This is a genomic window from Sphingomonas sp. AC411 (assembly GCF_979253035.1).
On sequence record NZ_CEEDAQ010000001.1, the window covers coordinates 526,436 to 550,679 of the forward strand.

Here is a 24,244-nt window from a genome sequence, read left to right on the forward strand (position 1 = left end):
GACGAGCATGGCACGCGGGACGACGAAGACCAGCAAGCTGCGGAAGACGATGCGCAAGGCCGCGTGGCCGGCGCTGGGGCTGACGCTGATGGCGTTCTTCGGCGCGTATGCCGTGCTCGGGCCGAACGGTATCTTCGCCTATGGCGACTATAAGCGCCAGTTAGCGAAGCGGGAGCAGGATTACGCGGTGCTAGAGCGCAAGCGCGAGGTGCTGAAGAACCGGGTGGCGTTGCTGAACCCGGACCATGCGAACCCGGATATGGTCGACGAGATGGTCCGCAAGGAACTGAACGTCGCGCATCCCGACGAGGTTATCGTCCCGCTGGGGAATTGAGCTTCTGCACCCCTTTTCAACTGAGGGCATCTTTTGCTCCCCTCCCTGAAAGGGAGAGGCTGGGGGTGGGTTGGCTGGCTTGAGCCGCCACCGATGGGACATGCGGAAGCCGACCCACTCCGACCCCTCCCTTCCCGGGAGGGGAGAAGAGGGGGTCGGCTTCCGATCGAGTGTTTACCGACCCAGGAAGGTCAGCAGGTCGTTGGTGAAGCGGTTGCTTTCCGTGACCGTCAGGCCGTGCAGGGCGCCGTCATATTCGACCAGCTGCGAACCGGCGATGCCCTTGGCGGCAGCGCGGCCGGTGGCGTCGATCGGTACGGTCTTGTCGCTCGTGCCGTGCACGATCAGCGTCGGTACGCGGAATGCGGCCAGATCGGCGCGGAAGTCGGTGTGGCCGAATGCCTTGGCGCATTCCAGCGTCGGGTGCAGGCCAGCCTGCATCGCTAGGCCCCAGGCCCAGTCGACGACCTCGTCGCTGACCGGTGAGGTGATGAAACCGACGCCGAAGAACTGCTGGAGGAAGGTCTTGAAGAACGCCGGGCGGTCGTCCTCGATACCTGCACCGATCGTGGCGAGCGTCTCCTCGTCGACGCCGTGCGGATTGTCGTCGGTCTTGAGCATGTACGGCACCACCGACGCGATCAGCCCCGCGGCGACCACGCCCTTGCCGTCGTAGCGGCTCATGTAGCGGGCGATCTCGCCGCCACCCATCGAGAAACCGACGATCGTCGCGTCGGTGTTCGCGCCGGTGGCTTCCATCACGTCGGCGAGATCGTCGGTGAGCGTGTCGTAGTCGTAACCTGTCCAGGGCTGGCCCGAGCGGCCGAACCCGCGGCGGTCATAGGCGATCACGCGGAACCCGGCATGGGCCAATGCCATCGCCTGCGCGTCCCAGCTGTCGGCATTGAGCGGCCAGCCATGGGTGAGGACGACCGGGCGTCCGGTGCCCCAATCCTTGACGTAAATATCGGTACCGTCACGGGTTTTTACGTAGGGCATGAAGCTCTCCAGTCGTTCGAACAGGTGCGCGGTCAACGGCCCAGCGCGGGCGCCGTTCCGCACACTGGCGCGACGCGGCTTCGACTGGCAGCATGGGGGCGACGAATCGGAATTGGAGACAGGATGCGGATCGGACTTTTGACGACGGCGCTAGGCGCGGTCCTCGCCTTGAGCGCGTGCGGCCCCGCGCAGACTCCTTCGAACACGCAGGCTCCCGCTGCGTCTACGACCGCTGCGAAGAGCGATTGGGCGGAGTTCCGCGATGGGTTCATCGACGGCTGGTTCAAGATCGATCCGGCGAACGCGGTCTATCAGGGCAAGCACGAGTATGATGGGGGCTTGGGCGACTGGAGCGCTGCGGGGCTGAAGCGGCAGGCTGATTTCCTGCATGGCGCGATCGACAAGGCGGGGGCGTTCAACGACCTGACGCCGGCCGAGGCGTTCGAGCGCGACTATCTGGTGCAGGTCGCCAAGGGGAAGCTGTTCTGGCTGGAGGACGCCGACCAGCCGCATCATAACCCGTCCTGGTATGTCGGCGCGGGGCTCGATCCGAACGTCTATATCGCGCGCAACTATGCCGACGCGCCGACGCGGATGAAGGCGCTGACCGCGTTCTTCCAGAAGATCCCGGCGGCGGCGGGCAATATCAAGGCGAACCTGAAGGCGCCGATGCCGCTGAGCTACGTCAATTTCGGGGCGGCGGCGTTCAACGGCTTTGCGGACTATTACAGCGGCGATGCGGTGAAGGCGTTTGCGGGCGTGAAGGACGCGGCGGCGCAGAAGCAGCTGACCGACGCGGCGACGGCGGCGGCGGCGGCGATGCGCGATCTGGGGACGTGGACCGAGGGCCAGCGGGCGACCGCGACGCAGGATTTCGCGCTCGGGGCGGACAAGTTCTCGCGGATGGTGGCGATGACCGAGGGCGTCGATACGCCGCTGGACCAGCTCGAGGCGGCGGGTGTTGCCGACCTGAAGCGCAACCAGGCGGCGCTGGCGCGGGCGTGCGGGGTATTCGCCAAGGGGCTGTCGATCGCCGGCTGCATGGCGAAGATGAACGCGAACAAGCCGGTCGGTGGGCCGGTCGCGGAGGCTCGGCGACAGATCCCGACCTTGCGCAAGTTCGTGGTCGATCATGACCTGGTGACGATCCCCGGGACCGAGCAGGCGCTGGTCGAGGAATCGCCGCCGTATAACCGGCAGAACTCGGCGTATATCGATCCGCCGGGACCGTTCGATAAGGGCGTGCCGTCGATCTATTACATCTCGCCGCCCGATCCCACGTGGACCAAGGCGGTGCAGGACGCGTTCGTACCGGGCAAGGACGACCTGCTGTTCACCTCGGTGCACGAGGTGATGCCGGGGCATTTCGTCCAGTTCCTGCATGCGAACCGGTCGCCGTCGCTCTTCGGGCGGTTGTTCGTGGGGTATGCTTTTGCCGAGGGTGGGCGCATTATGCCGAGGAGATGATGTTCGAGGCGGGGCTCAACAACGGTGATGCGGAAACGCATGTCGGGCAGATCTCGAACGCGTTGCTGCGGGATTGCCGGTATCTGTCCGCGATCCGCATGCATGCGAAGGGGATGACGCAGGAGCAGTCGTTCCGGATGTTCGTCGACGAGTGTTACCAGGACGAGGGGAATGCCCGGCAACAGGCGGCGCGGGGGACGTATGATCCGGCGTATCTGAACTATACGATGGGGAAGCTGATGATCCGGAAGCTGCGTAGCGACTGGACCGCGACGCGTGGTGGGCGGAAGGCGTGGAAGGCGTTCCATGACCAGTTCCTGAGCTATGGCGGGCCGCCGATTCCGTTGGTGCGTAAGGCGATGATGGGGAGGATAAGGCGAGCGCGGCGTTTTGATTTAGGCTGCAACGTTCACCTCACACGCCACCCCGGCGAAGGCCGGGGCCCAGTTGGGGAACGTCGCTAACGCAGCGCAGTCCTTCGTTACGCCGACCTTCCAACTGGGCCCCGGCCTTCGCCGGGGAGGTGGCGTTTGGGGAAGCCGTTGTGTGGCCCCAAAGCATGTGTCCCCGCGAAGGCGGGGACACAGTCTGGGCACCCGCCTTCGCGGGTGAACATTCTTCTTCTCCTTTCTGCTCCTCCTCCCTCTCCCCGGAGGGGAGAGGAGGAGGTCACCTCGCTTGGCAGGCGGGCTGCACGTCCAGCGTTTCCTCGGTCGGGGGTTGCGGATCGATGGCCTGAGTCGCGACAGGCTGCACAACCCTGCCACCAGCGCCAAGCCGGCGGCCACGAGCGGTGGCGTCATGCCTGCTCCCACGCCCGTCGCCAGCAACGCCGCCACCAACGTCGCGCCGGTCGTCTGGCCCACCAGCCGCACCGTGGAGACAAGGCCACCTGCCGCCGTTGCGCGCTCGCGCGGCGCACTCCCGATGATCAGCCGCGCATTCGGCGCCATGAACATCCCGGAACCCCGACCCGCACAACGCCATCCGCCACGCGATATCGAAATACCCCGGATCCGCCGGCATGTACGCGAGCAGCAGCAGCGCGCAGATCGAAACGCTCATCCCGATCCCGCCGAGCAGCCCCGCCGGATACCGATCCGACAGCCACCCCGACAGCGGCGCGACGACCATGTTCGCCAGCGGCCATGGTGCGATCGCAGCACCGACCTCGGCCGCGCTGAAGCCGTAAGCGTGCGTCAGGCGGAACGGTGTCGACAGCAACAGTGTCATCTGCGCGATGAACGCCGTGTACGCACCGATCGCCGACAGCGCGAGCACCGGTCGCGCGAGCAGGTCGATCGGCAGGATCGGCTTGGTCTCGCCCTGTTCGCGCTTCACGAAGAACCAGCCGATCACCGCGCCGGTCGCAACGATTGCGGCGGACACGATCGGGCTGTCGCCGTGGACCGCGCTTTCCGCACCACCGATGACGAGTCCGATCATTGCCGCGCACATGACCGCGCCGAGCACGTCGAACGGCTCGTCGCGTTGCTGCAGTTCGGGAAGTGCGCGGCCGAGCACGAGGCTGGCGATCGCGAACGGCACCGCGCTGGCGAACACCCACGGCCACGGGGCGATGGCGAGCACCAGGCCGCCGATCGTCGGCGCGAATGCCGCCGAACTGGACACGACCACCGAGTTGATGCCGAGCCCGCGGCCGAGCTGCTTGGCGGGATAGATCGAGCGGATCAGCGCCGACGAGACGCTGAGCGCCGCCGCCGCACCCAAGGCCTGCGCGGCGCGGACGACGAGCAGGAACGGCAGGCTCTTCGCGAAGAAACACAGCAACGTCGCGACCGTGAACAGCAGCTGGCCGTACTGGTACATGCGCTTCAGGCCGATGCGGTCGCCGAGTCCGGAGAACGGGAGCAGCGCCATCGCTAGGATCAGCTGGTAGACCGTGACGACAGTCACCACCGCGCTGTTGCCGACGTTCAGGTCGCGCGCGATCGTCGGCAGCGCTACGGTGGCGATGCCGCCGTCGATGATCGTCAGCGCCGTCCCCGCGGAGATCGCGGCGATGGCAACGAAGCGACGCGGCTTGGGCAGGCCATCCTGCATTTTCTTCAACTCGCTTCGTCACCCCGGACTTGTTCCGGGACCACCGTGCCGCACAATCGACGCGATTTGTTATGCGGATCGGTGGACCCCGGAACAAGTCCGGGATGACGGCAGGAGTTGGGTATGCGTGGTTTTGCTTTTCGGCGGCGGCAGTGATGCTTGCGGGTACGTCGGCCATTGCCCAAGTCGCACCGATGACCAAAACGAACACCGCCGCCGACCCGTATATCTGGCTCGAGGACAAGGATGGCGCCAAGCCCCTCGCCTGGGTCGAGGCGGAGAATGCGAAGACGCTCCCACGGCTCCAGAACGATCCGCGCTACAAGACCTTCTACGCCGAGGCGCTCGCGATCGCGTCGGCGAAGGATCGCATCCCGATGCCGAACCAGCTGTTCGGGCGGATCTATAATTTCTGGCGCGATGCCGAGCATCCGCAGGGAATCTGGCGGTGGACCAGCGAGGCAGGGTACGCGGAGGCGAACCCGGCCTGGACGACCACGCTCGATCTCGATGCGCTGAGCAAGGCCGAGGGTAAGAAATGGGTGTGGAAGGGCGCGTCCTGCCTGCCGCCCGAGGAGCGGCTGTGCCTCGTCGCGCTGTCGGAGGGCGGCGAGGACGCCGTCACCTACCGCGAGTTCGACCTGAAGGCGGGGCAGTTCGTCACCGGCGGCTTCGTGCTGCCGACGTCGAAGCAGGGCGCGACCTGGATCGACGCGGATACGCTGATGGTGTCGCGCGACTGGGGCGCGGGATCGATGACCTCGTCGGGCTATCCGTTCGTCGTCAAGGAGGTGAAGCGCGGCCAGCCGCTGACCGCCGCGCGCGAGATCTTCCGCGGCGCGGCGTCGGACCAGCTCGGCACCTATGCCGACGTGATGACCGACGGGCAGGGCAATCGCGTGGTGATCAACCAGCGCCGGCAGACCTTCTTCGGCGGCGAAAAACATGTCGTCACGCCGGCCGGGCTGGTGAAGCTCGACGTTCCGGCGCGCGTGTTTCCGGCGGGGATGGTCGACGGACAGGTGATCTTCTCGACCAGCGAGGCGTGGGGTCAGATCCCGGCGGGCGCGATCGCGTCGGCACCGCTGGCCGAGGTGCGCAAGGGGCGGTTCACGCCGACGCTGGTGTTCGCGCCGACCGCGCGGCAGTCGGTCGACGGCGTGTCGGTGACGCGCGATCACGTCGTGGCGAGCGTCTACGACAATGTCCGCGGCCGCGCGGTGGTGTTCACGCATGCCAAGAACGGCTGGACGTCGCGCGCGGTGGCGCTGCCCGACAACGCCTCGGTCGACGTGGCGAGCACGACCGATCGCAGCAATGCGCTGTTCGTGCAGGTGACGAGCTTCCTTCAGCCGACGACGCTCTGGTCGCTCGATGCGGGGCCGGCGGGCGTGCCGAAGCAGGTCAAGGCGCTGCCCGCCAAGTTCGATGCGTCGAACGCGGAGGTCGAGCAGTTCGAGGCGACCTCTAGGACGGGACCAAGATTCCGTATTTCGTGGTTCACCGGAAGGGGGTGGCGCTCGACGGGACGACGCCGACGATCATGACCGCCTATGGCGGGTTCAGAATCGTCGATGACGCCGTATTATTCGGGGGTGACGGGCAAGCTTTGGATCGAGCGCGGTGGCAGCTTCGTGCTTGCCAATATCCGCGGCGGCGGCGAGTTCGGGCCGAAATGGCATGACGCCGGGCGCAAGACCAAGCGGCAGGTGATCTACGACGACTTCGCCGCTGTCGGGCAGGACCTGATCGCGCGGAAGCTGACGAGCCCGGCCAAGCTCGGCATCTATGGCGGGTCGAATGGCGGGCTGCTGATGGGCGTCGAGTTCAACCAGCATCCGGATTTGTGGAAGGCGGTGGTGATCCAGGTGCCGTTGCTCGACATGATCCGCTACGAGCAGATCGCGGCGGGCGCGTCGTGGGTCGATGAATATGGCTCGGTGAGCGTGCCCGCGGAGAAGGCGTTCCTCGAGACGATCTCGCCGTATCAGAGCATCAGGAAGGGCGTGGCGTATCCGGAGCCGTATATCTGGACGACGACCAAGGACGACCGCGTCGGGCCGCAGCATGCGCGCAAGTTCGCGGCGCGGCTGAAGGAATATGGACTGCCGTATCTTTTCTACGAGGACACCGCCGGCGGTCATTCGGGCGATGCGGATATCGAGCAGGGCGCCCGGTTGCAGGCGCTGCAGATGACGTATTTCGCGCAGAAACTGCTGGGGCCGGCGAAGTAGGGTTACGTGCCCTGCTGTTCTCCCGCGAAAGCGGGAGCCCAGGACCACGATCGGTGTCGCTTGTGATTCCTGGGCCCCGCTTTCGCGGGGGAACAGTTAGGCTCCTAGCTCGTCAACCTCAGCGGCAGCGAGACCTGGCTGTTGTTCTGATCCACCGCACGCCCGGCGAGCCCACCCGCGGCCGCGCCCAGCAGCGAGCCGACGATCCGCGAACGGCCGCCATCGATCACGTTGCCGAGGATGCCGCCACCGGCTGCACCGATGATCAACCCGGTCGTACCGTCGTTGCGCTTGCAGTAATAGCGGCCATCCTGACCTGCATAGACGCGGTCGTTGGTCGCCAGCACGCGCTCCTGATAGTTCGGGCCGGCGCGGTAATAGCGCGAGGGGTCATAGTTGCCCTCGTCGCGCTCGTCGAATAGGCCTCCTGATAGTCGCCGCTGCGATCCGGCGCGGTGCGATAGCCGCTCTGTGGCGCATAGCCGCCGCGATTGCCGCGCACCGACTGGTAGCGATCGAATTCCGTGCGGAAGATCTGCAACTCGCTGTCGAGCCGCGCCTGAGCGGCGGCAAAGCGCGCATCGTCGGCCTGCGACTGCGCCATCGCGGGCGTGGCAACGGAAAGGCACGTCGCCGCAATCACCGCAGCCGTACCGAAGAAACGCTTCATGATCCAAATCCTCGTCAAGGGTCACATGCAGGGGCGGACGGCGGCGTCATGCCACCGCCCGCTTGGTGCCGACGCATCATACTACGCGCCGGATCGGCTTGCATCAGCGGCAGATCTGCACGCGACGATGGTTGCGCCATTCGGTGCGGCAACGGCGATTGTTGTTCCAGTTGCGACGGTCATTGCCACGGCCGCGATAGCGCCCGTCGTCATGGCGATCGCCACGATGATCGTTGCGACGGAAATCGCGCCGATCGCCACGATGGTCGCCGCGGTGATCGTTATCGCGATACTGCTGGCTATGCCCGCGATCGCGCTGCGCCTCGGCAGGAGCGGCGGTGCCGAGGCCAAGCGTTGCGAAGGCCAACCCGGCCGCGATGAGATGCGTAAACTTCATGAGATGTCCTCTCGAACCCGACGATCGGGATGCGCCGTTGATACGGATATCGAGAGACATCGTTCCTGAACGTGTTTGTCGGCTCCCGTACAGGTTTGGGGCGAGAAGGGCCGACGATGCGATCCTCCCGCCTTGCGCCAGCGTGTCCCAAACTGGGTTGGTGAAACAGATATCATGCTATCGTGGGACGTCGGGTCGTAGCGCGTGGTCGTCGGCCGTGTCGATGAACGAAACGTCTTCGACCGTCAGCAAAGGATTCGATCGCCATGACCGATATAGCTTCCCGAGAACTCCCGGTTACCGATGATTGGGAACGTCGACAGAAGCAGGCCACCTTTTTCCAAACGCTGCTCGGGTCCGTTCAGCAAAGTGCCATTTCCGCCAATACCGCGTCGGCGGTGATCATCACGCTGGGCGGCGCAATGGCCAATTTCTCGGATGTGCTGCCGTCTTATGACTGGATGGTTCTACTCGTAGCGACGGTCGCATGGGTAATGACGTCCGCAATTATGGTTGCGAGCTTCAGCCGATCCGCGGTCCGTATCGAGGCGACATACAGGCGAGAGCATGCACTGTATTTCCCCGAGGCGACGCCCTATCGGCTGGAAAGCTTTCTGCTGGATTTCGCCGATAGAAATCCTGCTCTGAGTGGGAAAGGCCTTACGATGGGGACGGACGCAAAACGCCCAGGTTTCCCGCAGCCGCGCCGGTGGTGCTGGCCGGGATCGACCTCCCCAGCACTGAAAAGTGGTTGCAGACCATCAAGCAGACGGGCCGTCCGACCCACCGTTGAGCGTGGCGGCTTGTCTTTGGGGATCGGTGGAGGAGGTTCGGGCAGGCGCTGCATTAGCGCTGCTGCCGGCGAGCATGCCGTTCAACGAACTGCCGGTCATGCCGAGTTCCGCCATCAGGCCATCGATCAGCGGGCCGCCGACGCGGTAGCGCATCGCGGCTGCGACCGCGGCGTCGGCGAGATTGCCCTGGCCACCGCCTGATGCGCTTTCGCTGCCGCCGTCGCCGTGTAGCCCCCGGGCATCAAGGATGCTGATCTTGTCGATGTTCTCCATCGGCTTGCTCGCCGCAGCGATGATTGCGGGCAGTGCTTCGAGCATCGCGCGCCGGATCAGCAGCGCTGTTTGCGCGTCGCTCAGCAGGTTGGTCGCTTCGTTGAGCGATGCCTGACCTGCCGCGTCGACCTTGAACGCTGCCTCGCGACCTTCCGCCCGCGCCTTCTCGGCATCGGCTTCGGCGGTCGCCTCGGTACGCAGGGCGCTTGCGCGAGCCTCGGCAGCTTCCTTCTCGGCGGTTGCAGCGACAGTGATGCCGACGGCTTCTTCCTGCGCGCGCTGGGTGGCGGCGATCACCGCGACGTTCTTGTTGCGGTTGGCGATCTCGGTCGCCTTGGCGGTGGCGACGCTTTCCTCGGCTCTGACGGCCAATGCACGCGCCTCGTTGGCGGCTGCGGTGGCGGTCGATTCCTCCTCGGACTTCTGCGCGGTCTGCACGGCGGTCGTGATGCGCGCGATCTCGATGGTGCGGTCGCGCTCGATCGTCGCCGTCTGGACCGCGCCGTCGCGGGCGATCGTCGCCGTCTGGATCACCTTGTCCGCCTCGGTCTGCGCGACCGTCTGCGCCTGGCTGGCGGTAATCCGTGCGATCTCGGCGAGGCGGGTCTGCTCGGCCTCGGCGGTGGCGATCGCGGTGGCCTGCTCGGCGCGTCGGGCCGACAGCGTCTGCTCCTGCGTCAGGCGGGCCTGTTCCGCGGCCTGCGCGATCTCGAGCGACTGGTTGTTGGCGTCGAGGTTACGCTGCTCGATCTCGACCCGGTTGGTCGCGACGATGTCGTTGCGGATCTTCTTGCGCTCCTCGATCGTCCGCGTGAGCACGGTCAGCCCCTCGGCATCGAACGCGTTGTTCTCGTTGAAATGCTCGAACGCGGTCTGGTCGAAATGCGTGATGCTGACGGACTCGAGCTGGAAGCCGTTCATGTCCAGATCGGTCATCAGCGCCTCCTGCACCTTTTGGATGAAGTCGGCGCGGTTCGCGTGGAGGTGCTCCATCGTCATCGTCGCGGCGACCGAGCGCAGCGCGGATACGAGCTTGCCGTCGAGCAGCGACTTCACCGCGTCGGGGCTGTTGACCGAATCGCCGAGCGTCTGCGCGGCGGCGGCGATCGACTCCGCGTCGGGTTTCACCTTGATGTGGAACAGCCCGACGACGTCGACGCGCAACTTGTCGAGTGTGATCAGCGCATCCTTGTTGAGCCGCGACACCTCCAGCTTCACGGTCGTCAGGCGGACCTGCATCAGTTCGTGGAGCACCGGGATGACCATGATGCCGCCGTTGAGAACGACCTTCTCGCCGCCGAAACCGGTGCGGATCAGCGCAACGTCCTTGGTCGCGCGGCGGTAGAGCCAGGTCAGGATAATGCCGATCACGACGAGCGCGAACAGCACGATGCCGGCGTAGATCAGGACGTTCAGAAGCTGTGCGGGCATAAAACCTCCCCGGTTATGCGTTGGTTAGATCGACCGCAGAAGCGCGTTGGCTTCGGGCAGCGCGTAGAAGAGTTTGCCGTCGCGGCGGACGATCAGCGCGGTCTCACCGGCGGCGATCGCGTCGCCATCGTCATGCGGCTCGACCATGATGAAATGCGCCTGGCCGTGCTGATCTACGATTTTCGCGCGGGCCGGCGACCCACGGCGCGCAGTGCCTTCGAGGATCGTGCCGCGGCGGCGGAGGAAGTCGTCGGTCGAGATCACGCTGGTCTCGAAGCCGGGCATGATCCGGGCGAGGCCGTTAGCGGCAAGCGTGTTGAGCAGGCTGCCGGCGATCAATGCGCCACCCGAGGCGAGGCTCCAGTGCAGCGGGCCGCCGGTCGATGCTGTCGCGCCCTGCTGAATGGCAATCCCTGAAAGCGTGAAGCAGCCGAGCAACGAGGTGAGCCAGATCAGGATCGGTAGTTCATGGCCCAGCCCGAGCCAGTCGCGCACGCCACCGCCATCCGCTTCGGCATGAACGTCCGCGTCGAGATCGAGATGCCCGAGCCCAAGGCCGATCGCCTCGATCAGCCCAATTCCGATCATGATGACGAACGCGATCGCGAACGGCGCGTAAGCGCGCGTCAGGAAGATCGCGAACATCGGCCGGGGCGCTGGTGAGGACTCTGGTTCTGCATCGGTGAACGGGTAGCGGACAGACGACAACGCTTCGTTACGAAACGCCGGCCGATCCGGTCTTTGCACGCCATGCGTCGATACCCCCAGACCGAGGCTAGTCTTACCCCGAGGCGTTCGCAACGCGCGGCGAAGGGAAACCGGCCGGGTTTGGATTCATCCTCTGCACAGGATCTGCACGACAAGCGAACGGACCGCACACGGACCTCGCGATCGGACGCTGACGGGACTGCGGCAAAGCTGCCCTCGACAATCGGGGAGCGCAAAGATGAATCGCAATGGAAGACAGATGGGCAAGATCGGCGCTGCCCTGGCGCTGATCGTTCTGGCTGAGATACTGATCGCCGATGGCAATGGCGCGGTGGTGGGTGGGTTCGCTTTCGCCTGGATCACCGCCCTGTTGCTGACGCGACGGGCGATCTGGAATGACGGATCAGAGTGCCTTCGGGTCGATCGTCATCTGCTTGCCCTTCATCGTACCGCTGCGTTTGCCGCTTCCGACCAGGTCCCACACCTGCTTTGGCGAAGGCAGGGCTGTGAAGGACGGAAAGACCGACGTCGTGCCTTCGACATCCTCCAGCGACACCGCATAGGTCCCGCTCTTGTTGATCTGGCCCATCAGTGAGGGATAGACGCTGACGACACGGCCGGCATCGTAGAGCGCCATGACGTAGCCGCCCGTGCCCGCGCTCGACCGATAGACGCCGTATTCGGTGCTCGCGCTGCCGTCGCGACACCAGCTCGCATGCGGCACGGGCGGAGCCGACTTCTCTTCCGTTTTTGCCTTGGCCGTCATGGTGCTGGCCATCAAGGACATCAGCAGGTCGCCACCGTTCGGCTTGGCCTGTTTGGCCTTGGTGAACGTCAGCGGCGTGGCGCAAGTCTTGACCGGAGCGGCCGCGATGGTTGCGATGGTAGTTGAGGGCGGCCAAAGGACGGCCTTGATCACCTGTTGCAGGCGGGCGTCGAGCTGGTCCGCGGTCAGTGTCTTCGCACTCATGCGAATGCTGACGATCCACTCGCCGACCGGCACGACCGCTAGGGCGGTGCTCCGATATGCGCCGCCGGGCGTGGCATAGACCTGGCGTAGGGACGTTGCCGTCCCGCTGTTCACTGCGGCGAAGGCGATCGGATCGGCGCTCGCCGGGGCGGCATGGCGAAAGATGTCGCGGGTTTCAAGCGCGGTCTGCGACCGATCGAACCACAACGCTACGTCGGGAATTGCTGGGTGGAAGAGGTAGATCGTCGCGAACACGCTCTTGTCCGCCACGTCATATTGCGCAGCCACGTCATGCTCGGTCTCGGTCGCATCGGTGAGCGTGGTGCGCGAAAGACCGGCCAGTTGCGGCATGAGGATCAGGCCGGTTTCGGCATGTTTCCAGCCCTTGTCGGCCGGCACGCCCAAATCCCGCGCCGCGACCGGTGTTGTGATGACCAGCGCCAATATCAGCACCCACTTGTTCACGCGCGTCCCCCTTTTCAGGGATAATGTGCGAGGTTCGCTTCGGCGGCAAGCATGTGCGGAGGCGCTCCTTTCAGTCGATCGGTGGACCAAAGACGGACCAGCCGGTGCGCGCGTTGAGCATCTCGAGCGCACGTACGCCGAGCATCGAATTGCCGTGCTGATCCAGATTGGGCGACCACACTGCGATCGAGGCAATGCCGGGCGCGATCGCCAGGATGCCGCCGCCGACGCCGCTCTTGGCGGGAAGGCCGACACGGACGGCGAAGTCGCCCGAACCGTCGTAATGGCCGCACGTCATCATCAGCGCGAGCGTCGTTCGCATGCGCTTGGCGCGATCGTCCGCAGCGTTGGCAGCCATTCGCGTATCGGCCAGGTAGCATCCGGCCTGTGCAAGCCCGACGCAATCCACGCTGATCGCACATTGCCGCGCATACGCGTCCATGACCGCGTCGATCGGCGAGCGGACATTGTCGTGATGCACCATGAAGTGAAGCATCGCGCGGTTGAGGTCGCCGCCCTCGTTCAATACCTCCGGGTCAAGCATCACCGCCGCTTTCGACGTAGCATCCTTGATCCCGCCCTTCACGAGATCGATCACGGCATTTCGCGCACCATCGCCAAACTGCTCGACCAGCATGTCGACGACAACCAGCGCGCCGGCGTTGATGAACGGGTTGCGCGGAATGCCTTGGGTTCGCTCAAGATCGATCACCGAGTTGAACGGATCGCCCGAGGGCTCGCGCCCCACCCGTTCGAACACCGTATCGCCAAGTTTCTCCAGTGCCAGGCCGAGCGCAAAGACCTTCGAGATGCTCTGGATCGGGAAGGTTTTGGGTGATCCCGCCCGGATCAACGAGCCATCGACCATCGCGATCGCCATCCCGAACGGTCCGGGTGTGAGACCCGGCGTCTTTGCGTCCGCCGCGTTCTCGACAGCCTTTGCGTCGGCCTGGATCTCGGCGGCGATTTCGGTGGCGATCTGGTCGACGTTCATTGCTGCGTGGCTCCCTATAAGGCATCACAACGATCCCGCGGCGTTCGATCTCCCTCATGTCCTTCCGCTGGGTGGTCGGTCTCCCTGGACCTATGATGCGTTCCACGACGATGCCGACCGACGCATAGCCTCATTCCCTTGATGATGTTACCGATCGGGATCTTCGGGCCCATATGGTTAACCTCGGCCTCGATATTCCTGATCGCGGCGCTGGGGTTGATGTTGAGCCTTGATGGTCTGGAGCGTCGACCGATCGCGCGCTTGTCGTCCGGTGGGACCAGCATCTTGTTGGCTTGCTGACGCAAGATCGTAGCAGCGATCTCAGCTTTGGATATGACCCCACGCGGGTAAGCGACGACGACAAGCCATTGTCGTGCTCCCTGCCGTTACGCGATGAGCCCTTCAACCGCGCAGCCTGTCGTTCGTTCTTCGGGCGATTGCTGCTCGAAGGCGACCAGCGGCAAGGCGCCGCGGCGGCACTGGATGTTTCGGCGCCGCCTGTATTGAAACAGACGATTTCAATAGTTTGCGCTGGTGGAGCCGAGGAGATCGAACCCCTGACCTCTGCAGTGCGATTGCAGCGCTCTCCCATCTGAGCTACGGCCCCGCGCGGTTGGCCATAGGCCATGATCGCGGCTTTAACGGGTCGATTTCGGGGATGCAACTGGCTTGGCGGGCCTGTGTTCTCAGGCTCTTGGGGCGGTACTCTGCTCAGCGGGACTACCACCCGATCTCGGTCCGGCGCGTCGTCGCAACGTTGCGTCGTGTCGCCGTCAAGTTACGGCAAATACAGGAACAATCCTCCGGCTTGGCGTTTGTAGTCCTCGGAATGTACGGGAACGCGATCGACTAGGGCGATCGACGGGACCGGCAGCCGCAGGACAGCAATTAGGAGGCTCTTATGGTCTACGAACGCAATACCCGGGATCGTCAGTCGGGCGATTATTACGGTCGACCGAACTCGCAGGATTATGGTCGCGATTTCCGGTCGGATGGTGGCGATTACGGTCGATCCAGTGCGCGCGATTACGCAGCAGCCGGTGAATTCGACCGCGACAACCGCGGACGGGACGATCAGGGGAGCCGAGATCAATACGGTCGCGATCCCTATGGCCGCGAACAGAACCGCGATCAGGGCGGCCGCGATTATTACGGTGGTCATAACGATCGCCAGCAGCCATCGGGCGGAGATCGCTATGGTCAATCGCGTTATGGCCAGGGCTCGGACCAGCGCTACGGCCAGCAGGGTTATGGTCGGCAGGATTCGGGCCAGCAGCGTTATGGCCAGCAGGGTTACGGCCAGCGCAGCCAGGGTTCGGGCGATACCGAATATCACGGCAGCTACGCATCGGACGGTCGTCGGTTCGAGGATGTAGGGCGCAACCGTCATGCGGACGACGACAATCGCAACTCGCAGCGTGGTGACAGCTGTGGTTATGGCCGCCAGCCGCAGGGCTATGACTATGACGATCGCGGCTTTATCGCCCGCGCCGGCGACGAAGTGCGCTCGTGGTTCGGCGATGACGAGGCAGAGCATCGTCGTGAAGCCGATGCGCGCTATGACGAGCGTTCCTATGGCAATTCGGATAGCCGTTCGTTCGGCAACCGCTCGTCGAACACGCACGACGATCATTATCATAGCTGGCGCAGCACGCAGATCGCGGCGCTCGACCGTGACTATGACGAGTATCGCAACGAGAACCGCTCGAAGTTCGAGAACGAGTTCTCGTCGTGGCGCACCGAGCGTCAGGGCCAGCGCAGCTCGCTGTCGCAAGTAACCGAGCATATGGAGGTCGTCGGTTCCGACGGAAGCCATGTCGGTACGGTCGACAAGGTGAAGGGCGACCGGATCCTGCTGACCAAGAACGACCGTGATGCGGGTGGCGTGCATCACTCGATCCCGTCGTGCTGGATCAAGACCGTCGATGGCAAGGTGACGCTGTCGAAGTCGGCCGATGAAGCCAAGGCGGCGTGGAAGGAAGAAGAGCGCAACTCGGCGATGTTCGAGTATGGCGACCGCACGGGCGGCGACAAGAAGGATGCCGGCACCAGCGGTTATGCTTCGAGCTCGCAGACGGGCAGCACGCAGACGGGCGGCACCGGGACCGGCACGGCATCGGGCACCGGCACGACGACCGGCGGCACGACGTCGGACACACTCGGCAAGTCGGGTTCGACCACGTACTAACTGGTTGAAAGCGTTGGCTGGCGTCGCATGATGTCAGCCAAAAAGGGGCCCGGGCGGAAACGTCCGGGCTTTTTGCAGGTTGCGCTGGGCCCGTGTTTCGCCATACCCACAACACGAATACTCAAGACAGGAGCAAGTTTATGGCCCGTGCATGGAGCCTGAAGGCACGTCCGCAAGGCATGCCGAAGCATACCGACTTCGCGATGATCGATCTCGACCAGTCTGCGCTCGGCGCTGGCGAGGTGCGTATCGCCAATCGCTGGCTGTCGGTCGATCCGTACATGCGCGGGCGGATGAACGACGTGAAGAGCTATGTCCCGCCGTTCGCGCTGGGCGATGCGATGCAGGGCGGCGCGGTCGGCGAAGTGGTCGAGAGCAACGACGACGGCATCAAGGTCGGCGACATGGTGCTGCACATGGCGGGCTGGCGCGACGAGGCGGTGGTCCCGGCCGCGCAGGTGCAGAAGCTGCCCTCGCTCGACGTGCCGCCACAGGCGTTTCTCGGGCAGCTCGGCATGCCGGGGATGACCGGGTATTTCGGTCTTCTCCAGGTTGCCGAGGCGAAGGCGGGCGACACGGTGTTCGTGTCGGCAGCGGCGGGCGCGGTCGGATCGACCGTCGTCCAGGTCGCCAAGGCCAAGGGCATGACGGTGATCGGCTCGGCTGGCGGCGCGGAGAAATGCGCTTGGGTGAAGTCGCTCGGGGCGGATGCGGTGATCGACTATAAGAGCGACGTGCCGGTGGTGAAGGCGCTGGGTCAAGCCGCTCCTAAGGGCATCGACGTGTATTTCGATAACGTCGGCGGCGAGCATCTCGATGCGGCGCTGGCGCATGCGAATATGCACGCGCGGTTTGCCGTCTGCGGGATGATCGACGTGTACAACAGCGGGGCGGCGACGCAGCTGAAGTATCTCGCGCGGCTGATCGGTAACCGGATCCAGATCCGCGGGTTCATCGTCAGCGATTTCATGAGCCGCGCCGACGAGTTCTACAAGGACATGGGCGGGATGCTGGCGGCGGGGACGCTGAAGCGGCAGGAGACGGTGCACGAGGGATCGAGACGATGCCCGATGCGTTTCTGGGGCTGTTCTCGGGTGGGAATACGGGGAAGATGCTCGTCAAGGTTTGAGCTAGCAGCCTTTACCGCCCGATCGTCATTCCCGCGCAGGCGGGAACCCATACTGGCAGGCGTCTCGGTCCGACTGCGAGCGTTTGAGAATATGGGTCCCCGCCTCCGCGGGGATGACGATAATTGCGCCCCTTCCTACAACCACTTCGCCTGCTTGAACTTCACGTACAGCGCGGAACAGACGATCGCGATCACGGCCAGCACCACGAAATACCCGTATTCCGTCTTCAGCTCGGGCATATTCTCGAAGTTCATCCCATAGATCCCGGCGATCGCGGTCGGCACGGCGAGAATGGCGGCCCAGGCGGCGAGCTGTCGGGTGATCGCGCCGGTGCGTTGCTGTTCGAGCAGGTTGCTGAATTCGAACACCGACGTCAGCACTTCGCGCAGGCCCTCGACCATCGTTTGCACGCGGCGGACATGGTCGAGCACGTCGCTGAAATACGGTTTCGCCTCGGTATCGATGCAGGGCAGGTCGAGGCGGACGATCTTGCCCGCGACCTCGCCCATCGGCCCGAGAATGCGCTGGAAGCGGATCATTTCTCGACGCAAGCCGAAGATCCGGACGATCTCGTCGCGACCTAGGAACGCGTCGATGGTGCGTTGTTCCATGGCCAGCACCTCGTCCTCGATGCTCTCCATGATCGGTAGGTAGCCGTCGACGACGTAGTCGAGGATCGCGTGGAGGACGTAGTCGACGCCGTTGATCAACAACGTGGGCGCGGCTTCGAGCTGTTCGCGTAGCGCCTTGTGTGAGCGCGCCGAGCCGTGGCGGACGCTGATGATGTGGCTGTGGCCGACGAAGATCGCGGTCTCGCCATACGCGATCTTGTCGTCCTCGAGCTGCGCGGTCCGCGCCACGACGAACAACTGGTCGCCATACACGTCGACCTTGGGTAACTGGTCCGCCTTGATCGCGTCCTCCACTGCCAGCGGATGGAGGTTGTACTGCTCCTTGAGCGTCCGCATTTCCTCGGCCGACGGGTCGCAGATGCCGATCCAGACGAACTCGGAACGATCCGCCGGGCAATCGACCTTTTCGTCGATCGAGACCGCGCGGACGCGCTTGCCATGACGATAGAGATACGCGGCGACGACCGTCATGGAGCCTCAAAGATTACGCTAACGAGGCCGCGCCGGTAATCAGAACGCCGGCAGCACTGCACCCCGATAATGCTGCTCGATAAATGTCTTGGTGGCCGGGCTACGGAGTGCCGCGATCAGCTTCACGACGCGCGGATCCTTCTCGCCACCGGGCAGGCCAACGACGAAATTGACATAGGGGCTGTTCTTGTCCTCGATCGCGAGTGCATCGCGGACCGGGTTGAGCTTGGCGTCGAGCGCGTAGTTGGTGTTGATAAGCGCGAGATCGACCTCGCCGAGCGTCCGGGGCAGGGTGGCGCCCTCCAGTTCCTTGAACTGCAGGTTCTTCGGGTTGGTGGCGATGTCGTTGAGGCTCGACAGCGGATTGGTCGGGTTCCGGAGCGTGATCAGCCCGGCCTTTTGCAGCAACAGCAGCGCGCGGCCGCCGTTGCTGGGCTCGTTCGGGATCGCGACGGTGGCGCCGTTGGGGATCTGCGCGATCGACTTCCACTTGCGCGAATAGGCGCCGAGCGGTTCGACATGGACGCCGGCGTACGTCACCAGATGCGTACCGCGCGACGCGTTGAACTGATCGAGATACGGCTTGGTCTCGAAGTAACTCACGTCGATCTGCTTCTGCTCGACCTGGAGGTTAGGCTGAACGTAGTCGTTGAAGACGCGGATCTGGAGGTCGACGTCTTGCTTGGCGAGGGTCGGCTTGATCGACTCCAGGATCTCGGCGTGCGGCACCGCGGTTGCGGCGATCGTCAGCGTCTTGCCGTCGTTGGTCTTGGCGCCTCCGCATGCGGCAAGCGCGAACAGCGAGAACGAGGCGAGCAGGGTGCGGCGGTTCATGGCGATTCCTAGCGGCGGGTGAAGTGGCGGGCGAGCGCGTCGCCGGCATATTGGATGATCTGGACGAGCACGACCAGCAGCACGACAGTGACGACCATGACGTCGGTCTGGAACCGCTGATAGCCGAACCGGATCGCTAGATCGCCGAGCCCACCCGCGCCGACCACGCCCGCCATAGCGGTGAACGAGACGAGCGCGACCGCGGTGACGGTGGCGCCGGCGATCAGCCCGGGAGCGCCTCGGGGATCAGCGCGCCGGTGACGATCTGGCGCGTGGTGGCGCCCATCGCCTGCACCGCCTCGATCGTGGTGCGGTCGACTTCCTTGAGCGATCCCTCGACGAGCCGCGCATAGAACGGCGCCGCGCCGACGACGAGCGGCGGGATCGCGCCGGCGACGCCCAGCGAGGTGCCGACGAGCATCACGGTGAGCGGGATCATCACGATCAGCAGGATGATGAACGGGACCGAGCGGAGGATGTTGACGACGATGCCGAGCACGGCGTTGGCGACGCGGTTCTGCGACAGGCGGCCTTGGCCGGTAATGTAGAGCAGGACGCCGAGCGGGAGGCCGAACGCTATGGTGAAGATCAGCGATCCGCCGAGCATGATCAGCGTGTCAAGGCACGCCTGGCCGATGTCGGACCAGTCGATGTTGACGAAGAAGCTCATGCTGCCAGCGCCGCCAGCATGCGCTGCGTTGCCGGGTGGGCGGCGTTGGCGAAGATGTCGGTGACCTCGCCGGTCTCGACGATGCGGCCGCGTTCGAGGACGGCGACGCGGTCGCAGACGTAGCGGACGACGTCCATTTCGTGTGTGATCAGGACGATCGTCAGGCCGAGGTCTCGGTTGAGTTCGCGGAGGAGGGTCAGCACGGAGCGGGTGGTCTCTGGATCCAACGCGCTGGTCGCTTCGTCGCAGAGAAGGATGTCGGGGTCGGTGGCGAGCGCGCGGGCGATGCCGACGCGCTGCTTCTGGCCGCCGGAGAGTTGGGCGGGGTATTTGGCGGCGTGATCGGCGAGGCCTACGCGGTCGAGCAGCGCGGCGACCTTCGTTTCGCGCTCGGCCTTGGGGATGCCGGCGAGCACGAGCGGGAACGCCACGTTGGCCGCTACCGTGCGCGACGAGAGCAATCCGAAATTCTGGAAGATCATGCCGATCCGCCGCCGCAGCGCACGCAGGTCTGAGGCTGACAAGGCCGCCACGTCGACACCATCGACCTCGACCCGACCGGAACTCGGGCGCTCTAGTGCGTTGATCAGGCGGATCAGCGTCGACTTGCCTGCGCCGGACTGCCCGATGACTCCGAACACGCCGCGCGCCGGGATCTCTAGCGAGATCCCGTCCAGGGCAGCCGCTTCACTTGCCGGATAGGTTTTAACGACGTCAGTGAGGCGGATCATGCTGAGCCCATGACCTGCACCGCGAACCGCTCCATTTCCTCGGCCTGCGGGCTCATCTGAAGGAGCAGCAGGTCGAGACCGGCGGCTTCGTATTCCGCGACGCGCTCCTTCAACTGCTCGGGCGTGCCGACCAGATTGGGGCGCAGGCCGCGGTTGGAGACGGAATATTCCTGGATCTTCAATTCGCGTTCGAGCTGCGTGCCCGACAGCCACTGGTCGAAATTGGCATAGCCCGCAGGCAGTTCGGTGACGCTGGTGATGCGCTCCAACTCGCGCTTCGCCTCCGCCTCGCTGTCGCGGACGATCGCGTAGGCGGCCATGCCGTATTGCATCGGTGCGCCGCCGGCGGCTTCCGCCGCGCGGCCATGTCGGCGATCTTGGGCGCGATCGCGTCGGCGGGGTCGCCGTGCATGACGTAGGCGTCGCACTGCGCGGCGATCATCGCCTTGGCCTTCTCGCTCTCGCCGCCGGCATAGACGGTCGGGCGCTTGGCAGGCTTGGGCGAGCAGATTGCCTGTTCGGTGGTGTAGAACTGGCCCGCGAAGTTGAACCGTTCCTCGGTCCACAGCCCGTCGACGACGGTCAGCCATTCTGCGGTGCGCGCGTAGCGATCGTCGTGCTGGTCGAACTGGAGACCGTATTGCTTCGCCTCGTCCGCCCACCACGACGACACGACGTTGAGCGCGAGACGCCCGCCCGAGATCCGGTCGATATTCGCGGCTGCCTTGGCGAACAGCGCGGGGTGGTGGAAGTTGGGGCGAACCGCGACCATCAGCTCGATGCTGTCGGTCACCGCCGCGAGCGCCGCCGCAGTCGACCAGGCGTCGAGCGCGGGCTGTTCGACGCCCTTGATGTCGTTGAGGTTCAGCTCGGCGATCAGCGTCAGGTCATACCCCAGCGCTCCGCGTTCTGCGTCAGCGCCTTGGTGTAAGCCCAGCTCGCCTCCATCCCCTCGTCGGGAACGTTGCGAAGCCAGCCGCCGAAGACGGGAGTCCAGTAACCATAGCGCATCAGCGGGCCTTCTCGATCTGTTCGACGAGGTAATCGACGAGCCGGTCGTGCGGATCCCAGCCGAGCACATCGAGTGGCTTGGCGACGAAGTTCGACAGCGCGTTGATGTCGTAGAAGCGGGCGACACCGTCACGATCGTCGATCATCACCTCGACCCCGCCGACGTCGAGATCGACCGCGCGGGCGATCGCTTCGGCGGCATCCTTCAGGGTCTGCGAAGGCTCGACTGCGGCCATCTTGATGCCGGAACCGGGGACGACGCACGCGTCCGCCGGACAGAGATCGAACGCGCCGCCGCCTGCGACTTCGATCGCGTAGAGGTATTTGCGGTTCAGCGTTTCGATCCGGGTGATCGCGCCGTCGCGGACGGGGACGTATTCCTGGACCAGCAGGACGCCGTCGACACTGCTCGGTAGGCCGTTATCGGCGGCGGCGGTGCGAAGCTCTTCGAGGCTGTCGAAGCGGATTATGCCGGCGCCAGATCCGCCGATGTTCGCCTTCACGACCAGCGGGAAGCGGAGCGTCTGCGCGGCGGGGACGACATCGGCGGCACGGTGGACGACGCGTGTCTCGGGGATTGCGAGGCCGAGCGAGGCGATCAGCGACAATTGCCGCGCCTTGGACGCGTCGATCGCGAGCACGTCGGTGCCGTTGATCACGTGCGCGCCGGTGCGGCGCCGGTGATCGAGCATCGCCATCGTGTCGAAGATCGGATGCTCGTCATTGCGCAGGATGCTCGACATCGCGATGCGGTTGAGGACGACGGGGGCGGGGGCGCTCTGGTCGGCGGGGTTCCAGAAGCCGTCCGGCGTGGCGCGAGAAATCGACGCCGCGGCGGTCGAGCGCGGCGAACAGCAGCTCGAACCAGAGCGGGTGCTCGTAGAGAATGGCGAGATCGGTCATCGCGACCCGGATACGCATTGCGTGCGGGCGTGCAAACCCAAGCAATACTTTGCCGCGCGCAATATCGTGTCGCGAGCCGCTGACAGGAGCGGGGCGAGGCGGTAGCGTGGCGGATGATCTGCAGATTCGTCACGCTCGCTCTTGCCGTTTTCGGCGCCGTTTCCGTCTCGGCGCAGGAGGCTCCGTCGGCGCCGCCGCCGGCCGTGCCGGCGACCGTCTCGATCGTGATGACGACGAGCGAGGGGCCGATCACGCTGGCGCTGGAAAAGGAGCGCGCGCCGCTGACGACCGCGAATTTCCTGCGCTATGTCGATGAAAAGCGGCTCGATGGGGTGACGTTCTACCGGGCGATGAAGCTGGGCGCGGAGGCGGGGCTGATCCAGGGCGGGCCGCAGGGCGATCCGAAGCGTATCCTGAAGCCTGTTCCGCACGAGCCGACCACCACCACCGGGCTGTCGCACGTCGATGGCACGATCTCGCTGGCGCGGTTCGCGCCGGGCAGTGCGACGGCGGACTTCTTCATCACGATCGGGCCGGTGTTGTCGCTCGATGCGAACCCGGCGGGGACAGGGGACACGGCGGGATTCGCAGCGTTCGGGCATGTCGTGGAGGGAATGGATGTGGTGAAGCGCATTCTTGCTGCGCCGACTTCGCCGACGGCTGGGGTTGGGGTGATGAAGGGGCAGATGATTGCTGCGCCGGTTAAGGTACTCACCGTTCGTCGGGTTAAGTAGGGAAAGATCTTATTTCGCCCTTGAATCTAGCCACCCGGCGAAGGCCGGAACCCAGTTGGGGACGTCGCCAACTAAGCGCTGCGCTTCGTTACTGCGACCTTTCCAACTGGGCCTCGGCCTCGCCGGGCGGCGCTGGTAGGAGTGGCCTATCGTGAACCAATCCGTTTCCCGCGAAGGCGGGGACCCAGTCTGGGCTCCCGCCTTCGCGGGAGAACAAGGAGGAGTGGTGCTCTTCCGCCCCTCAGGCCGGCGCCATCACCCGGATGATCCCTGCCGCCACCTTCGCCGTCACCGGGTCTTCGCCAGCACTTCCCCGTCGATCGAGATCGGCAGCGGCGGAATCGTGTTGATCTTCAGGCTCTTGCCCCGAAAGTCGCGCACCTTTTCGTGGCGGGACTCGAGCCGGAACACGCTGGAGACCCAATTCTGCACCAGCCGCCGCTTCACGTGGCCCATCACCGCCTGCACCACGATTTCACCCGAGGTCGACCGCCGCGGCGTCCACCAATTCGGTGCCGCCATGATGCGGCCCGTTCGAGATCCGCACCTCGACGACGCGGATCTTCACCGCGGTCGGGCCTTCGCCGACGATCAGTGTGAAGGGTCGGAAACGCAGATACCGGTATGTCGCCCATGCGAGATAGCCGACCTTGCCGAAGACCTTCTTCAGCCCGTGCGGCACCGTCTCGGCGATCTTGGGGCTGATGCCCATCGCCGCGCAGTTCGCGAAGTAATCGCCGTCGATCATGCCGAGATCGATCCGGCGCGGCTTGCCGGTGCGGATCACTTCGACGGCGCCTTCGACGTTCAAGGGGATGCCGAGCGTGCGGGCGAAGCTGTTGGCGGTGCCGAGCGGGAGCACGCCGAGGATCACGTCGTGGCCCACCATCAGGTCGACCAGCCCGCTGACCGTGCCGTCGCCGCCGCCCAGAATCAGCAGGTCCGGCTTCTTCGCCAGCGCCCGCAAGACGGTCGCCTCCAGTTCCTTCGGATCATCGACTGCGTGCGCGTCGACCTCGTACGGCAGCCCTGACATTGCCGAGCAGGCACGCTGGAACAGCTTCTGGCCCTTGCGCGACTTCGCGTTGACGACGAGCGCGGCAGACGTGATCGTATCGTTCGACATAAGGCCCCCAACGC

General features: G+C 64.9%; 21 protein-coding genes, 1 tRNA gene and 6 pseudogenes. 7 read left to right on the forward strand and 21 right to left on the reverse strand.

Annotation, left to right across the window (positions count from 1 at the left end; translation table 11 throughout):
* The first annotated feature begins 7 nt into the window (after positions 1-7).
* The gene (locus AC0IX7_RS02750; RefSeq protein ID WP_471810407.1) at positions 8-334 is read left to right on the forward strand and encodes an FtsB family cell division protein; all 327 of its coding nucleotides are present in this window, start codon (positions 8-10) and stop codon (positions 332-334) included.
* A 174-nt stretch (positions 335-508) separates the two neighbouring features.
* Here the strand turns inward: AC0IX7_RS02750 and AC0IX7_RS02755 are convergent, their stop codons facing one another.
* The gene (locus AC0IX7_RS02755; protein ID WP_471813701.1) at positions 509-1,333 is read right to left on the reverse strand and encodes an alpha/beta fold hydrolase; all 825 of its coding nucleotides are present in this window, start codon (positions 1,331-1,333) and stop codon (positions 509-511) included.
* Between the two features lie 123 nt (positions 1,334-1,456).
* Here AC0IX7_RS02755 and AC0IX7_RS02760 point away from each other — a divergent pair.
* A pseudogene (locus AC0IX7_RS02760) lies at positions 1,457-3,168 on the forward strand (DUF885 domain-containing protein); the annotation flags it as partial.
* 301 nt (positions 3,169-3,469) lie between these two features.
* Here AC0IX7_RS02760 and AC0IX7_RS02765 read toward each other — a convergent pair.
* Positions 3,470-4,864: pseudogene (locus AC0IX7_RS02765) on the reverse strand (MFS transporter).
* Between the two features lie 155 nt (positions 4,865-5,019).
* On the opposite strand from AC0IX7_RS02765, the pseudogene AC0IX7_RS02770 reads away from it, so the two are divergent.
* Positions 5,020-7,098 (forward strand): annotated as a pseudogene (locus tag AC0IX7_RS02770) (prolyl oligopeptidase family serine peptidase).
* A 104-nt stretch (positions 7,099-7,202) separates the two neighbouring features.
* Here the strand turns inward: AC0IX7_RS02770 and AC0IX7_RS02775 are convergent.
* The 7 genes from AC0IX7_RS02775 to glsA all read right to left on the reverse strand — a co-directional run bounded on the left by AC0IX7_RS02775 (position 7,203) and on the right by glsA (position 13,800).
* Positions 7,203-7,367 carry a glycine zipper 2TM domain-containing protein gene (locus AC0IX7_RS02775; protein WP_471810409.1) on the reverse strand — a complete coding sequence of 55 codons (165 nt, stop codon included), beginning with the start codon at positions 7,365-7,367 and terminating at the stop codon, positions 7,203-7,205.
* Positions 7,364-7,768, reverse strand: coding sequence for a hypothetical protein (locus tag AC0IX7_RS02780; protein ID WP_471810410.1), 405 nt, complete (start codon positions 7,766-7,768; stop codon positions 7,364-7,366). Before AC0IX7_RS02780 ends, AC0IX7_RS02775 begins: the two co-directional genes overlap by 4 nt.
* Positions 7,769-7,871: 103 nt before the next feature.
* A complete protein-coding gene (locus tag AC0IX7_RS02785) occupies positions 7,872-8,165 on the reverse strand; it encodes a hypothetical protein (protein WP_471810412.1) in 294 nt (97 codons plus the stop codon).
* 761 nt (positions 8,166-8,926) lie between these two features.
* Positions 8,927-10,663, reverse strand: a complete 1,737-nt coding sequence (locus tag AC0IX7_RS02790; RefSeq protein ID WP_471810414.1) for a flotillin family protein — start codon at positions 10,661-10,663, stop codon at positions 8,927-8,929.
* Between the two features lie 24 nt (positions 10,664-10,687).
* Entirely contained in the window at positions 10,688-11,308 is a 621-nt protein-coding gene (locus tag AC0IX7_RS02795; RefSeq protein ID WP_471810416.1) for an OB-fold-containig protein, read from the reverse strand.
* A 466-nt stretch (positions 11,309-11,774) separates the two neighbouring features.
* A complete protein-coding gene (locus tag AC0IX7_RS02800; RefSeq protein WP_471810417.1) occupies positions 11,775-12,806 on the reverse strand; it encodes a hypothetical protein in 1,032 nt (343 codons plus the stop codon).
* Positions 12,807-12,876: 70 nt separating this feature from the next.
* Positions 12,877-13,800 (reverse strand): glutaminase A, encoded by a 924-nt coding sequence (gene glsA, locus AC0IX7_RS02805; protein WP_471810419.1) that lies wholly within the window; start codon positions 13,798-13,800, stop codon positions 12,877-12,879.
* Between the two features lie 272 nt (positions 13,801-14,072).
* Between glsA and AC0IX7_RS02810 the strand changes: the two are divergent.
* Positions 14,073-14,294: pseudogene (locus AC0IX7_RS02810) on the forward strand (HipA N-terminal domain-containing protein); the annotation flags it as partial.
* A 38-nt stretch (positions 14,295-14,332) separates the two neighbouring features.
* On the opposite strand, the gene AC0IX7_RS02815 reads toward AC0IX7_RS02810, so the two are convergent.
* Positions 14,333-14,407: transfer RNA gene (locus AC0IX7_RS02815), tRNA-Ala, on the reverse strand.
* A 294-nt stretch (positions 14,408-14,701) separates the two neighbouring features.
* Here AC0IX7_RS02815 and AC0IX7_RS02820 point away from each other — a divergent pair.
* Complete coding sequence (locus tag AC0IX7_RS02820; protein WP_471810421.1) at positions 14,702-15,988, forward strand: DUF2171 domain-containing protein; 1,287 nt, start codon at positions 14,702-14,704, stop codon at positions 15,986-15,988.
* 179 nt (positions 15,989-16,167) lie between these two features.
* Positions 16,168-17,117, forward strand: a pseudogene (locus AC0IX7_RS02825) (NADP-dependent oxidoreductase).
* A 135-nt stretch (positions 17,118-17,252) separates the two neighbouring features.
* Here the strand turns inward: AC0IX7_RS02825 and AC0IX7_RS02830 are convergent.
* The 10 genes from AC0IX7_RS02830 to AC0IX7_RS02875 are packed head-to-tail and all read right to left on the reverse strand — an operon-like array spanning position 17,253 to position 22,388.
* Positions 17,253-18,221 carry a magnesium and cobalt transport protein CorA gene (locus tag AC0IX7_RS02830; protein WP_471810423.1) on the reverse strand — a complete coding sequence of 323 codons (969 nt, stop codon included), beginning with the start codon at positions 18,219-18,221 and terminating at the stop codon, positions 17,253-17,255.
* Between the two features lie 39 nt (positions 18,222-18,260).
* Entirely contained in the window at positions 18,261-19,055 is a 795-nt protein-coding gene (locus AC0IX7_RS02835; RefSeq protein ID WP_471810425.1) for a MetQ/NlpA family ABC transporter substrate-binding protein, read from the reverse strand.
* Positions 19,056-19,063: 8 nt separating this feature from the next.
* Positions 19,064-19,222, reverse strand: coding sequence for a hypothetical protein (locus AC0IX7_RS02840; protein WP_471810426.1), 159 nt, complete (start codon positions 19,220-19,222; stop codon positions 19,064-19,066).
* Positions 19,223-19,278: 56 nt separating this feature from the next.
* A complete protein-coding gene (locus AC0IX7_RS02845) occupies positions 19,279-19,725 on the reverse strand; it encodes a methionine ABC transporter permease (RefSeq protein WP_471810428.1) in 447 nt (148 codons plus the stop codon).
* A complete protein-coding gene (locus AC0IX7_RS02850; protein WP_471810430.1) occupies positions 19,722-20,456 on the reverse strand; it encodes a methionine ABC transporter ATP-binding protein in 735 nt (244 codons plus the stop codon). The genes AC0IX7_RS02845 and AC0IX7_RS02850 overlap by 4 nt, the downstream gene beginning before the upstream one ends.
* The gene (locus tag AC0IX7_RS02855; RefSeq protein ID WP_471810432.1) at positions 20,453-20,638 is read right to left on the reverse strand and encodes a hypothetical protein; all 186 of its coding nucleotides are present in this window, start codon (positions 20,636-20,638) and stop codon (positions 20,453-20,455) included. The genes AC0IX7_RS02850 and AC0IX7_RS02855 overlap by 4 nt, the downstream gene beginning before the upstream one ends.
* Entirely contained in the window at positions 20,635-21,393 is a 759-nt protein-coding gene (locus tag AC0IX7_RS02860) for an LLM class flavin-dependent oxidoreductase (protein WP_471813703.1), read from the reverse strand. Before AC0IX7_RS02860 ends, AC0IX7_RS02855 begins: the two co-directional genes overlap by 4 nt.
* Positions 21,339-21,467 carry a hypothetical protein gene (locus tag AC0IX7_RS02865; protein WP_471813980.1) on the reverse strand — a complete coding sequence of 43 codons (129 nt, stop codon included), beginning with the start codon at positions 21,465-21,467 and terminating at the stop codon, positions 21,339-21,341. Before AC0IX7_RS02865 ends, AC0IX7_RS02860 begins: the two co-directional genes overlap by 55 nt.
* A complete protein-coding gene (locus AC0IX7_RS02870) occupies positions 21,467-22,210 on the reverse strand; it encodes an ATP-grasp domain-containing protein (RefSeq protein WP_471810434.1) in 744 nt (247 codons plus the stop codon). Before AC0IX7_RS02870 ends, AC0IX7_RS02865 begins: the two co-directional genes overlap by 1 nt.
* A complete protein-coding gene (locus AC0IX7_RS02875) occupies positions 22,188-22,388 on the reverse strand; it encodes a hypothetical protein (protein WP_471810436.1) in 201 nt (66 codons plus the stop codon). Before AC0IX7_RS02875 ends, AC0IX7_RS02870 begins: the two co-directional genes overlap by 23 nt.
* 95 nt (positions 22,389-22,483) lie before the next feature.
* Here AC0IX7_RS02875 and AC0IX7_RS02880 point away from each other — a divergent pair, with 95 nt between their 5' ends.
* Complete coding sequence (locus AC0IX7_RS02880; RefSeq protein ID WP_471810438.1) at positions 22,484-23,104, forward strand: peptidylprolyl isomerase; 621 nt, start codon at positions 22,484-22,486, stop codon at positions 23,102-23,104.
* A gap of 241 nt (positions 23,105-23,345) precedes the next feature.
* On the opposite strand, the pseudogene AC0IX7_RS02885 reads toward AC0IX7_RS02880, so the two are convergent.
* Positions 23,346-24,230: pseudogene (locus AC0IX7_RS02885) on the reverse strand (diacylglycerol/lipid kinase family protein).
* Between the last annotated feature and the right edge of the window lie 14 nt (positions 24,231-24,244).